The organism is Micromonospora kangleipakensis, assembly GCF_004217615.1.
Classification (GTDB): domain Bacteria; phylum Actinomycetota; class Actinomycetes; order Mycobacteriales; family Micromonosporaceae; genus Micromonospora; species Micromonospora kangleipakensis.
Genome location: NZ_SHLD01000001.1, coordinates 1,800,782 through 1,812,433 on the forward strand (window position 1 = coordinate 1,800,782; position 11,652 = coordinate 1,812,433).

10 protein-coding genes are annotated in these 11,652 nt (G+C 74.6%); 6 read left to right on the forward strand and 4 right to left on the reverse strand.

The features are described from left to right. Nucleotides 1-137 precede the first annotated feature (137 nt). Complete coding sequence (locus tag EV384_RS08770) at nt 138-2,126, forward strand: acetoacetate--CoA ligase (protein ID WP_130331827.1); 1,989 nt, start codon at nt 138-140, stop codon at nt 2,124-2,126. A gap of 104 nt (nt 2,127-2,230) precedes the next feature. Here EV384_RS08770 and EV384_RS08775 read toward each other — a convergent pair whose 3' ends face one another. Then, nucleotides 2,231-2,920, reverse strand: coding sequence for a TIGR03089 family protein (locus EV384_RS08775; protein WP_130331829.1), 690 nt, complete (start codon nt 2,918-2,920; stop codon nt 2,231-2,233). 151 nt (nt 2,921-3,071) lie between these two features. Between EV384_RS08775 and EV384_RS08780 the strand changes: the two genes are divergently transcribed. Continuing rightward, nucleotides 3,072-4,217 carry a glycosyltransferase family 4 protein gene (locus EV384_RS08780; protein ID WP_130331831.1) on the forward strand — a complete coding sequence of 382 codons (1,146 nt, stop codon included), beginning with the start codon at nt 3,072-3,074 and terminating at the stop codon, nt 4,215-4,217. Between the two features lie 64 nt (nt 4,218-4,281). Next, on the forward strand, nt 4,282-5,373 hold the full coding sequence (locus tag EV384_RS08785; protein ID WP_130331833.1) for a mannose-1-phosphate guanylyltransferase: 1,092 nt from the start codon (nt 4,282-4,284) through the stop codon (nt 5,371-5,373). A gap of 57 nt (nt 5,374-5,430) precedes the next feature. On the opposite strand, the gene EV384_RS08790 is transcribed toward EV384_RS08785, so the two are convergent. After that, nucleotides 5,431-6,042: an NUDIX hydrolase gene (locus tag EV384_RS08790; RefSeq protein ID WP_130331835.1), complete on the reverse strand. Its 612-nt coding sequence runs from the start codon at nt 6,040-6,042 to the stop codon at nt 5,431-5,433. A 39-nt stretch (nt 6,043-6,081) separates the two neighbouring features. Here EV384_RS08790 and EV384_RS08795 point away from each other — a divergent pair, with 39 nt between their 5' ends. Both EV384_RS08795 and EV384_RS08800 read left to right on the forward strand, forming a co-directional pair. Next, nucleotides 6,082-7,119: a hypothetical protein gene (locus EV384_RS08795; RefSeq protein ID WP_130331837.1), complete on the forward strand. Its 1,038-nt coding sequence runs from the start codon at nt 6,082-6,084 to the stop codon at nt 7,117-7,119. A 272-nt stretch (nt 7,120-7,391) separates the two neighbouring features. Continuing rightward, nucleotides 7,392-8,396 carry an ArsR/SmtB family transcription factor gene (locus tag EV384_RS08800; RefSeq protein WP_130331839.1) on the forward strand — a complete coding sequence of 335 codons (1,005 nt, stop codon included), beginning with the start codon at nt 7,392-7,394 and terminating at the stop codon, nt 8,394-8,396. A gap of 58 nt (nt 8,397-8,454) precedes the next feature. Here EV384_RS08800 and EV384_RS08805 read toward each other — a convergent pair whose 3' ends face one another. Further along, entirely contained in the window at nt 8,455-9,543 is a 1,089-nt protein-coding gene (locus EV384_RS08805; RefSeq protein WP_130331841.1) for a coenzyme F420-0:L-glutamate ligase, read from the reverse strand. Then, on the reverse strand, nt 9,540-10,541 hold the full coding sequence (cofD, locus tag EV384_RS08810) for a 2-phospho-L-lactate transferase (RefSeq protein ID WP_130331843.1): 1,002 nt from the start codon (nt 10,539-10,541) through the stop codon (nt 9,540-9,542). The genes EV384_RS08805 and cofD overlap by 4 nt, the downstream gene beginning before the upstream one ends. A 99-nt stretch (nt 10,542-10,640) precedes the next feature. Between cofD and EV384_RS08815 the strand changes: the two genes are divergently transcribed. Beyond that, the gene (locus EV384_RS08815) at nt 10,641-11,612 is read left to right on the forward strand and encodes a hypothetical protein (RefSeq protein WP_130331845.1); all 972 of its coding nucleotides are present in this window, start codon (nt 10,641-10,643) and stop codon (nt 11,610-11,612) included. The last annotated feature ends 40 nt before the right edge of the window (nt 11,613-11,652 follow it).

Genomic DNA, 11,652 nt, shown 5'->3' on the forward strand with positions numbered 1-11,652 from the left:
TACCCGCCGGGTCGGGCGTGTGGGCCGGCCATGCCCCCTGGGCGGCACCCGGTGCGGAGAATGGCGCTGCGAGGTAGGGCAAGATGGCGGCACGGCCCATGTCACAGTGTCGTGTGGGCCGCAGGGAGGGTGGAGCAGTGGGTGACGTGCTGTGGACGCCGCCGGCCGATGTGCGCGAGCGGTCCCGGATCGGTGACTACCTACGGTGGCTGGCCGAGCACCGGGGGCTGGAGTTCGCCGACTACGACGCGCTCTGGCAGTGGTCGGTCACCGACCTCGAGGCGTTCTGGCGGTCGATCTGGGACTACTTCGAGGTGGTCGCGCACACCGCGCCGACCGCCACGCTGACCGACCCGGCGATGCCCGGCACCCGTTGGTTCCCCGGCGCCACGCTCAACTACGCCGAGAACGTGCTGCGGATGCCCGGCCGGGGCGACGACGATCCGGTGGTGATCGCGCACGGGCAGACCCGCCCGGCGGTCACCCTGACCGCGGCCGAGCTGCGCGAGCAGGTCCGCCGGGTGGCGGCCGGGCTGCGCCGGCTCGGCGTCGGCCCCGGCGACCGGGTCGCGGCGTACGCGCCGAACATCCCCGAGACGTACGTGCTGCTGCTGGCGACCGCCAGCCTCGGCGCGATCTTCTCCTCCTGCGCGCCGGAGTTCGGCACCCGCAGCGTCACCGACCGCTGGCAGCAGATCGAGCCGAAGGTGCTGGTCGCGGTCGACGGCTACCGGTACGGCGACAAGCCGGTGGACCGGCGCGGGGAGGTGGCCGCGATCCGGGCCGCCCTGCCGTCGCTGGCGCACACCGTCGGCATCGCGTACCTCGACCCGGCCGGTACGCCGCCGGAGGGGGCGCTCTCCTGGGCCGAGCTGGCGGCGGAGACCGACGAGCCGCTGGCCTTCACCCCGGTGCCGTTCGACCACCCGCTCTACGTGCTCTACTCCTCCGGCACCACCGGGCTGCCCAAGCCGATCGTGCACGGCCACGGGGGCATCCTGCTGGAGCACCTGAAGATGCTCGCCCTGCACCACGACCTGGGCCCGGCGGACCGGTTCTTCTGGTTCACCACCACCGGCTGGATGATGTGGAACTTCCTGGTCTCCGGGCCGGCGGTGGGCGCGACCATCGTGCTCTTCGACGGCAACCCGGGCCACCCCGACCTGGGCGCGCTGTGGCGGCTGGCGGACGAGACCGGCACCACGTACTTCGGCACCTCGGCGCCGTTCCTGCTGGCCTGCCGCAAGGCCAACCTGGTGCCGAGGGCGATCGCCGACCTCGCCGCGCTGCGCGGGGTCGGCTCGACCGGCGCGCCGCTGCCCGCCGAGGGCTTCACCTGGGTGTACGAGAACGTCGGCGACCGCCTCCAGCTGCAGTCCCTCTCCGGCGGCACGGACGTCTGCACCGGCTTCGTCGGCGGCGTGCCGCTGCTGCCGGTGCACGCCGGGGAGATCACCTGCCGGGCGCTGGGCGCGAAGGTGGAGGCCCGCTCGGCCGACGGCACCCCGGTCATCGGGGAGCTGGGCGAGCTGGTGATCACCGCGCCGATGCCGAGCATGCCGGTGGGCTTCTGGAACGACCCGGACGGCGTCCGCTACCGGGAGGCGTACTTCGAGGTCTACCCGGGCGTCTGGCGGCACGGTGACTGGATCACGATCAACGAGCGCGGCGGCTGCGTGATCACCGGCCGCTCGGACGCCACCCTGAACCGGGGAGGAGTCCGCCTCGGCACCGCCGAGTTCTACTCGGTGGTCGAGGGGCTGGACGAGGTCGTCGACTCGGTGGTGGTGCACCTGGAGGACGACGAGGGCGGCGCGGGGGAGCTGCTGCTCTTCGTGGTGCTGGCCGAGGGCCTGGAGCTCGACGACGCGTTGCGGAAGAAGATCTGCCGCGAGCTGCGGACCGCCCTGTCGCCCCGGCACATCCCCGACGAGATCCACCAGGTCCGCGCCGTCCCGCGCACCCTCTCGGCGAAGAAGCTGGAGGTCCCGGTCAAGAAGATCCTCACCGGCACCCCCGTCGACAGCGCCGCCGCCAAGGGCGCCCTGGCCAACCCGGAGTCCCTGACGGCCTTCGCCGCCTTCGCCCAGCGCCGCACCTCCACCGACAACCCCACCCGCGCCTGACACCCCACCCTCACCCGCGTCGATCTTGCACTTGTCGCCCCGGCGAAGGGGGCACAACGCCCATCGTGAGGGCCCGAACTGCAAGATCGGCGCGCTGGAGGGGGTCAGGTCAGGGTGCGGGTGGCCTTTTCCGTGGTCGCGCGGGAGTCGAGGCGGGACGGGTCGAGGTTGCCGCAGAGGACGATGCTGGCAGGTCGGGTCAGCGGGGCCAGGAGCCAGTCGACCGGGTCGGGGTGGACGGCCGCGTCGATCAGCAGGCGGTCGCCGGGGGTGATCCCCAGCTCCGTCGCCCGGGCCTCCGCGCGCGCCAGCAGGTCCGCGTCCGCCTCGCCGCCCTTCGGGTACGGGGTGAAGTGGTCGCCGTGGCCGCGTACCTCGACGACGTAGTCGGCGAAGCCGGGCGGCACCTGCCGCAGCGGGGCAGCGAACGGGGCGAGCGCGAGGGCGTACCGCTCGCCGGCCGACCAGGCCGCCGCCTCGGCGGCCCGGTCGGCCGCGGCGAAGAGCACGTCCACGGCACCCGGCGTGTCGACCACCGTCAACTTCGCCGACCAGCAGCCGAGCAGCACCGCGGCGGTCTGCCAGTGCGGCGGCAGCAGCACCCCGGCCGTGTCGCCGGGGGCGAGGGCCGCCTCGTCAACGAGCAGGTTGGCCGTCTTGGCCACCCAGTTCGCGAGCGTCGCGCCGGACAGTTCGGTCCGCTCGCCGGTCGCGTCGTCGTACCAGGTCAGCAGGGGACGGGTCGGATCGGTCGCGATCGCGTCGGCGAAGACCCGGGCAATGTTGTCGGCCATCGGCGCGAACGATACGCGGTCCCCGCCCGTATTCGATGTCGATGACAAGTCGGCGTACCGTCGGGTCGCAGTCAGCGTCGGGGCACCGCCCCGGCGTAGGCTTGCCGACAGTGTTGTTCACCACAGAACCGCCAGCCTGAGGAGTCGCCCCGTGACCGCCGGTCGCCCGCCCCGCGTGCTCATCGACGCCACGAGTGTCCCCGCCGACCGTGGCGGCGTCGGTAGATACGTCGATGGCCTGCTCGGCGCCCTCGGCAAGGTCTGCGGCTCCGGCGTGGACCTGGCCGTGGTGAGCCTCCGCACCGACCTGGAGCGCTACACCCGGATGCTGCCCGGGGCAGAGGTCGTCCCCGCACCGGCGGCGGTCGCGCACCGTCCCGCCCGGCTCGCCTGGGAGCAGACCGGCCTGCCGCTGCTCGCCCAGCAGGTGGGCGCGGAGGTCCTGCACTCGCCGTTCTACACCTGTCCGCTGCGAGCCGGCTGCCCGGTCACGGTCACCGTGCACGACGCGACCTTCTTCACCGAGCCGGAGCATTACGACAAGTCCCGCCGGACGTTCTTCCGCAGCGCGATCAAGACGTCGCTGCGCCGGGCCGACCGGGTGATCGTGCCGAGCAAGGCCACCCGGGATGAGCTGATCCGGCTGCTCGACGCCGACCCGACCCGGATCGACGTGGCGTACCACGGTGTCGACCAGGCCGCCTTCCACGCCCCGAGCGAGGAGGAGAAGGCCCGGGTCCGGGCCCGGCTGGGGCTGGGCAGCAGCAGCTACATCGCGTTCCTCGGGGCCAAGGAGCCGCGCAAGAACGTACCCAACCTGATCCGCGGCTGGGCCCGCGCGGTGGCCGACCGGGCCGACCCGCCGGCCCTGGTCATCGCCGGCGGCCAGGGGCACGACGACGACATCGACCGCGCGGTGGCCGAGGTCCCGTCCCACCTGCGGCTGCTCCGCCCGGGCTACCTGCGCTACGCCGACCTGCCCGGCTTCCTCGGCGGCGCCCTGGTCGCCGCCTACCCGTCGTACGGCGAGGGTTTCGGCCTGCCGATCCTGGAGGCGATGGCCTGCGCCGCGCCGGTGCTCACCACGCCCCGGCTCTCGCTGCCGGAGGTGGGCGGCGACGCGGTGGCCTACACCAGCGAGGACCCGGCCCAGATCGCCACCGACCTGGCCGCCCTGCTGGACGACGAGCACCGCCGGCTCTCCCTGGCCAAGGCCGGTTTCGACCGGGCCAAGGAGTTCACCTGGGAGTCCAGCGCCGAGGTGCACATCGCGGCGTGGAGCCGGGCCCGTTCCTGAAGCGTCGGCTGCCGGTACGGCCGACCGGGCGTCCGTAGCATGACGGTTCGGGCATGATGTGCTGATGTTCTACGCCGTCATCCCGGCGGGTGGCAGCGGCACGAGGTTGTGGCCGCTGTCCCGCGCCGGCCACCCCAAGTTCCTCCACCCGCTGACCGGCACCCCGGCCTCGCTGCTCCAGGCTACGGTGGACCGGCTCGCGCCGCTGACCACACCCGAGCGGACGTTGGTGGTCACCGGTGCCGCGCACGTCGCGGCGGTGGCTCGACAACTGGCCGGCCTGCCCGAGGAGAACATCCTCGTAGAGCCCTCGCCGCGCGACTCCTGCGCGGCGATCGCCCTGGCCGCCGCGGTGATCGCGCTGCGCGACCCCGAGGCGGTGATGGGCTCGTTCGCCGCGGACCACCTGATCGGTGACCCGGCCCGCTGGGCGGAGACGGTGCGCCAGGCGATCGGCGGCGCCGAGCGGGGGCTGCTGATGACGGTGGGGATCACCCCGACCCGGCCGGAGACCGGCTACGGCTACCTGGAGACCGGTGATCCGACGGGTGACGGTCCACTGCGTCCGGTCACCGAGTTCAAGGAGAAGCCGGCCGCCGAGGTGGCCGAGGGGTACGTCCGCTCCGGGCGGTACCTCTGGAACGCCAGCATGTTCGTCTGGCGGGTGGACGTCTTCCTGGCCGAGCTGGCCCGGCAGCAGCCGGCGCTGCACGCCGGGATCACCGCGATCGCGGCCGCCTGGGGCACCCCGGAGCAGGACGACATCCTCGGCACCGTCTGGCCGACCCTGCCGAAGATCTCCGTGGACTACGCGGTGATGGAGGGCGCGGCGACGGCCGGCCGGGTGGCCACCGTGCCCGGCGACTTCGGCTGGAACGACGTCGGCGACTTCCACACCCTCGGCGAGGTGCTGCCCGCCGACCCGGACGGCAACGTGGTGCTCGGCATCGACGGCAAGCCGGGCGTGCTGCTGCACGACAGCCGGGACCTGGTGGTGGTGCCGCAGTCGGGCCGGCTGGTGGCCGTCCTCGGCCTGCACGACCTGATCGTGGTGGACACCCCGGACGCGGTGCTGGTCTGCCCCCGCGACCGGGCCCAGGACGTCAAGAAGCTGGTCGACGAGCTGAAGGAGCGCGGCGAGGAGGGCTACGTCTGACCCCGGCGGGTCGACCGCGTCGCGCGGCCCGGCCGCTCCGGGTGAGCGGAGGCCGGCTCAGCGGGCGGTACGACCCCGCAGAGCGGCCAGGGCCGGCGCGACGAGCTGGACCGTCCCGTCGGCCAGCGGCTCGGGCAGCCGGTCCGGCGGGAACCAGCCCAGCGCCTCCGACTCGGCGCTGACCCGCTCGGTGGCCCCGGCCGGGGCGAAGACCGCGAACCGGACGTCGTAGTGCAGCGAGCCGCCCTGGCAGCTCACCGGGTGGATGTCCACGTCGATCGGGACCGGGTCGACCGTCAGGCCGGTGATCCCGGACTCCTCGGTCGCCTCGCGGAGCGCGGCGCCCGCCAGGGTCCGGTCGCCGGGCTCGCAGTGCCCGCCGAGCTGCACCCACTTGCGGAACTTGCCGTGCAGGCAGAGCAGCACCCGACCGCCGGTGGGATCGAGCACCAGCGCGCTGGCGGTGACGTGCCCGGGGCGGTGGCTCCGGCTCATCGCCACCGGCCCCGCCGTCAGCAGCTCCAGCGTGCGGTCCCGCGCCGCACCCGCCGCCGGACCGGTCGGTCGCCAGCCGGCCAGCACGGCGGAGGCGTCGGCGTGCAGGTCGGCGTGGGCCTCGGCGGCGGGCGGCGGGACGGTGGGACCGGTGACGGGGAGGATGTCGGGCATCCCGACACTCTACGAGCGCGGTCTCCGTACCCTGGCCCGGTGACCCTGCGACTCGTCGAGTTCGTCGTGGCCGGCAACGAGGCCAGTGACCTGCTGCCGGTCCGCTCGCCGGCGTTGCTCCGCGCGCACCACGCCCGGCGCGGCTTCTGGACCGTTCTGGACGAGGGCCCGGTGGAACGCTGCCTGGCCCTGCTGCTCGAACGCGAGGACGGCGAGTGGGTGGCGCACCACGTCGCCGCCGACGCCGGCGGCGAGAACGGCCGGACCGAGGACGGTGAGGCGCTCGCCCACCACGACGGCTGGGTGTACGTCTTCGGCTCGCACTTCGGCTCGAAGGCCGGCCCGCTGCGGCCCCGCCGGGCGTTCGTGGCCCGGTTCCGGGAGGACGACGCCGCGACCGGGACGCTGCCCGTGCACGTGGTGCGCAACCGGTTCCGGCTGCACCGGGCGGTCAACGACGCGCTCGCCGCCGCGCCGCTGACCCCGCTGCCGCCGGGCGACCGGGTCCGGCACCGGTTCATCGTGGAGACCCTGGCCCGGGGCACCGCCCGGGCGAAGAGCTGGGTGAGCCGGCTCGCCGAGGACGACCTGCCGCTCAACGTCGAGGCGGCCGCCTTCACGCCGGCCGGCACGGTGCTGCTGGGGCTCCGGTTCCCGGTGACCGCCGAGGGCGAGCCGATCCTGGTGGAGCTGGCCGGGGTGGCCGGGATGTTCGCCGCTGACCCGGCCTGGCCGCGGGCCGTCGGGGCGTACGCGCTGACCGGGGTGACCCCGCCGGGCGCGCTGGCCGGCTTCCGGGCGATCGCGCCCACCGCCGACGGCGGGTACGCGGCGGTGATCGGGTCGCTCGACGCGCTGGGCAAGGGCTCGCTGCTGCTCGACGACCATCCGGAGGGCGGCGCGGTGACCTCGCGGCACGTGAGCTTCCGGCTCGACGTCACGCCGGACGCGCGGGTGGCCGGGAAGGTGGTCGCCGAGCTGGCGCCGTTCCACCACGTGGAGGGGCTGGCCGAGCTGGCGGGACGCTGCTGGTACGTCACCGACGAGGACCATCGGGTCGCGCTCTGGACAGACTGACACCCGGGTCGAGCCGGTGGGCGACCGGGTGACACCTCTGCGGAGCATGGGCCGCAGACCCTCGTGGTGCCGCCCGGTCGCCGTTTTCCCCGGCCCCCGGTCGCCCCGGCGCCGGTGACATTCCGGCCCCCACGGGCAAGGGGAAGCATGCCCAATCGGGCCCGGTCACGTCGAGGTTTTTCAGCTCACGCTTAAAGATGGAGATAAGTACCGGCGGGTACAGTGCAGATGGTCGGCGGGCACTCCCTCTGCCCCGCCCCCGGGAGCGCTCCATGCTGAAGATCTTTTTCACGAGCGAGGACATTCTGCGGACCAGGGTGGCCCCCGCCGCGGACCCGGTCTGGGAACTAGTCCTCAGCCTGCACCTGTTGCAGGGCCGCAGCCGGGACCCGCTGATGGCGAACTGGCGACGCAGCGTGGCCCGGACCCTGCGTACCGACAGCGCCGCCGACCGTCTCCGCCTGCTCTTCGCGCTGAACCCGCCCCGCGGCTACTTCCCCGACTTCCTCACCCCGTACGAGAGCCTGGCGGGCTTCGAGGCGGGGTTGGACGCGGTCCGGGGCACCCCGGTCGACCTGCTGCGCCGGGACCTCACCCTGCTGTCCGGGGAGACCCCGCTGCCCTCCTCGGCGTCCGCGCTGGCCCGGGGCGAGCCCGAGGTGCTGCGCCACCTCACCGACTCGATGGCGCGGTACCAGGAGCTGGCCATCGCGCCGTACTGGTCCCGGATCCGGGCGGCGGTGGAGGCCGACCGGGCGCGGCGGGCCCGGGCCCTGCTCGACGGCGGCGTGGAGGGGCTGCTGGCCAGCCTGCGCCCGAGCATGCGCTGGGAGGCGGGAATGCTCGAGGTGCTCGACTACCCGGACACCCGGGAGCTGTACCTGGACGGTCGCGGGCTGCTGCTGGTCCCGTCCTTCTTCTGCGCCCGGACCCCGGTAGCGCTGCTCGACCCGACCCTGCCGCCGGTGCTGGTCTACCCGGTCGACCGGCTCGGCGGGCTCGCCCCGGAGCCCGGCCGGGGCGCCGGTCCGGCACCGGGCGACGGGAACAGCCAGGCCCTGGCGGCCCTGCTCGGGCGGACCCGCGCCGCCGTGCTGGCGGCGACCGACGACGGCTGCACCACCGGCGAGGTGGCCCGCCGGCTGAACATCTCGCCCGCCGCGGCCAGCCAGCACACCGCCGTGCTGCGCAACGCCGGGCTGCTGGTCAGCCACCGGGACCGCAACACCGTGCTGCACACGCTGACCCCGCTCGGCCGGGCCATGCTCGACGCCTGACGTCGCCGGGGCGGCCCGGGGAGCCAAGCCCCCGGTCGCCGGCGTGGCGGGTCGGTGGTCAGACGGCGAGGGCGCCGCTGGCGGTGCTGCCGTCGGGCGGCGGCAGGAGCGCGGAGGAGATCCCCTCCGCGGCCAGCGCGGTCCGCAGCCGTTGCAGGTCGGCGCCGAAGCGCACCAGGTCCGGCTGGTCGACCGGGGCCGGCGGGGCCCCGAGAACCAGGCCGGTGGCCTGCGCCGGCCAGCCCGGCACGGTGGCCACCAGACCGGCGCGTACCTCCTCGTCGGTGACGTGGGTGAAGACCGTGCCGGGCGCCACCACGTCGGCGACCGCGGCGACGGCCCGGTCGACCGCGGCCGGGTCGGCCGGCGTCGGCCCGGGCCCGTCGGCCAGGGTGGCCGCGGCGCGCAGCCCGGCGGCCTGCGCCTCGGCGGTGCCCAGCGAGAAGAGGTCCATCTCGGCGTCCCGGACCAGTGCCCGCGCGCCGTCGCCGTCATCGGGCCGGGCCGCGCCGAGGTAGCCCCGGACCACCGCGACCGGCACCTGGTCGCACTTACCCTTGATCAACTCGCCGGCGCCGGCCAGCTCGTCGACCACGGCCATCTGGGTCAGTTGCAGCTCGTTGCCGTACGGGTCGATCTCGCCCCGGTGGTCGCGGATGGCCGACATCCCGGCCACGCCGAGCGCCACGTCGGTGAGCCCGTTGCGCCACGGCCGGCCCATCGTGTCGCTGATGATCACCGCGACGTCGAGGTCGTAGCGGTCCCGCAGCGCCGCGCGCAGCGCCCGGGCCGAGGCGTCCGGGTCCTCCGGGAGCAGCACCAGCCGGGTCTTGTCGACGTTCGAGGCGTCGATCCCGGCGGAGGCCATCACGAAGCCGTGGTGGGTCTGCACGATCCGGGTCGCCCCGCGGGTGGCGACCACCCGGGTCGTCTCGGCGGCGAGCACCTCGTCCCGGGCGGCGAGCCGCTCGGGGCCGTCCGCCGGCACGTCGACCAGCCGGCCCTCCGCCTTCGACACGATCTTGCTGGTCACCACCAGCACGTCGCCGTCGCGCAGCCACGGCGCCGCGGTGGCGATCATCGCCGCCAGGTCGTCGCCCTCGGTCACGTCGCCGATGCCCGGCACCGGCAGGATCTCCAGCCTCACACCAGCTCCAATGCGGCGCGGACCATCGCCACCGTCGCCGTCTCGTCGGTCATCCGGAGCGGCGCCGTCCGGACGGTCACCCCCGGCACCAGCGTGCCCTCGTCCTCCGGCGCGACCAGCCAGCCGTCGAGCAGCCCGCCCGCCGGCCGCCCGCCGTAGAGGCCGCCCACCCCGGCCGCGCTGCACTCCACGCCGAGCACGTCCAGGCAGCGGTCGGCCATGCCGCGCACCGGCGCCCCGCCGATGATCGGCGACACGCCCACCACCGGCGCCGGCCCGTCGGTGACCGCTTCGCGCAGCCCCGGTACGGCCAGGATCGGCGCGATGCTCACCACCGGGTTGCTCGGCGCGATCAGCACCACGTCGGCGGAGCCGATCGCCGCCAGCACCCCCGGCGCCGGCTTCGCGGTCTCCGCGCCGACGAAGACGAACCGGTGCGTCGGGATCTCCGCCCGGTACCGCACCCACCACTCCTGGAAGTGGATCGCCCGCTGGCCCTGGTCGCCATCCACAGCGCCGGCGCTGTTCGCGACCGCGGGGCTCGCAGGCTCGCTCCTCCCGCTCACCACCACGTGGGTCTCCAGCCGGTCGTCGGTGGCCGGCAGCATGGTCAGGCCCGGCTCCCACCGGGTGGCCAGCGCCTGGGTCACCGCGGAGAGCGGGTACCCGGCGTTGAGCATCGTCGTCCGCACCAGGTGCGTCGCGATGTCCTTGTCGCCGAGGCCGAACCAGCTCGGCTCCGCGCCGTACGCCGCCAGCTCCGCCTTGACCGTCCAGGTCTCGCCCACCCGGCCCCAGCCCCGCTCCGGGTCGGCGCCACCGCCCAGCGTGTACATCACGCTGTCCAGGTCGGGGCAGACCTTCAGGCCGTGCAGCAACAGATCGTCGCCGACGTTGACCACGGCGGTCACCTCGGCCCCCACCTCTCGGGCGTACGTCCGGACGCCGAGCAGGAACCGGGCGCCGCCGATCCCGCCGGTCAGAACCACGATGCGCATGCCGTCCATCCTTACGCACGCGCCGCCGTCGATCGGCCGGTGGCCGGGGAGACTAGGCTCAGGTCGGCAACTGTCCGTTTTCGTCCCCAGGGGGAGTTCGTGACCAGCCCCGCCGAGCCCGCGTCCACCGACGCGTCGCAGGCTAGCCAGCTGACCAAGCCACTGCGCGAACTGGCCGCGCTCGTCCTGCTCGGCGCGAACGCCGTGCTCCTCTTCGTCGGCCTCTTCCGGCTGCTGGTGCCGACGGACGACTACAGCACCTTCAGCGGCCGGGCCGGGTTTACCTTCTTCATCTTCGTCGGCGTCGAGTCGACCGTGCTGCCGGTGCTGGCCGTGCTGCTCGCCACCCACGTCCGGCCGGTGCTGCCCAAGGCCAAGCTGATCACCCAGGTCGCCCTCGGCGAGTACGCGTTCGGCGCGTTCTTCGGCGCGCTGACCTTCCTGATCTGGCTCGTCGGCCGGCTCGCCGAGGCGGAGGTGCTCGACGCCCTGCTCGGGCTGCTGACCCGGGCCGCCTGGCTGGCGATCTTCGCCGTCGCCGGGTACGTCGTCTTCAAGGTCTGGCGCACCCTGTACTACACGCCCAAGCCCAAGCCGCAGCCCGGCGTCCACGGCCAGGGGCAGCCCGGCTGGCCGCAGCAGGGCGGCGACCCCGGCCAGGCCGGCGGTTACCCGGCCCCCGGCCAGGGCGGCTACCCGTCGCCCGGCGGCTACCCGGCGCCGAACCAGCCCGGCGGCTACCCGGGGCCGAACCAGCCCGGCGGCTACCCGGGGCCGAACCAGCCCGGCGGCTACCCGGGGCCGAACCAGCCCGGCGGCTACCCGGCGCCGAACCAGCCCGGCGGCTACCCGCAGCCCGGCCAGTACGGTCAGCCGAACCCGTCGGCGCCGCCGTTCAACACCGCCCCGCCGTACGGCAACGCCCCGCACTCGGCGCCGCCGTTCGGCCAGCCGCCGTCGGCCGACCCGACTCAGGCCATCCCGCGGCAGCCCGCGGAGTTCGGCCAGCCGACCCGGTACGACGACCACACCCAGCGCTACCACCGGGACGACCCGAACCAGCCGCGCTGACCCACGCCCGGAGGAGCCGCGCGGCCGGCCCCCGCGCTAC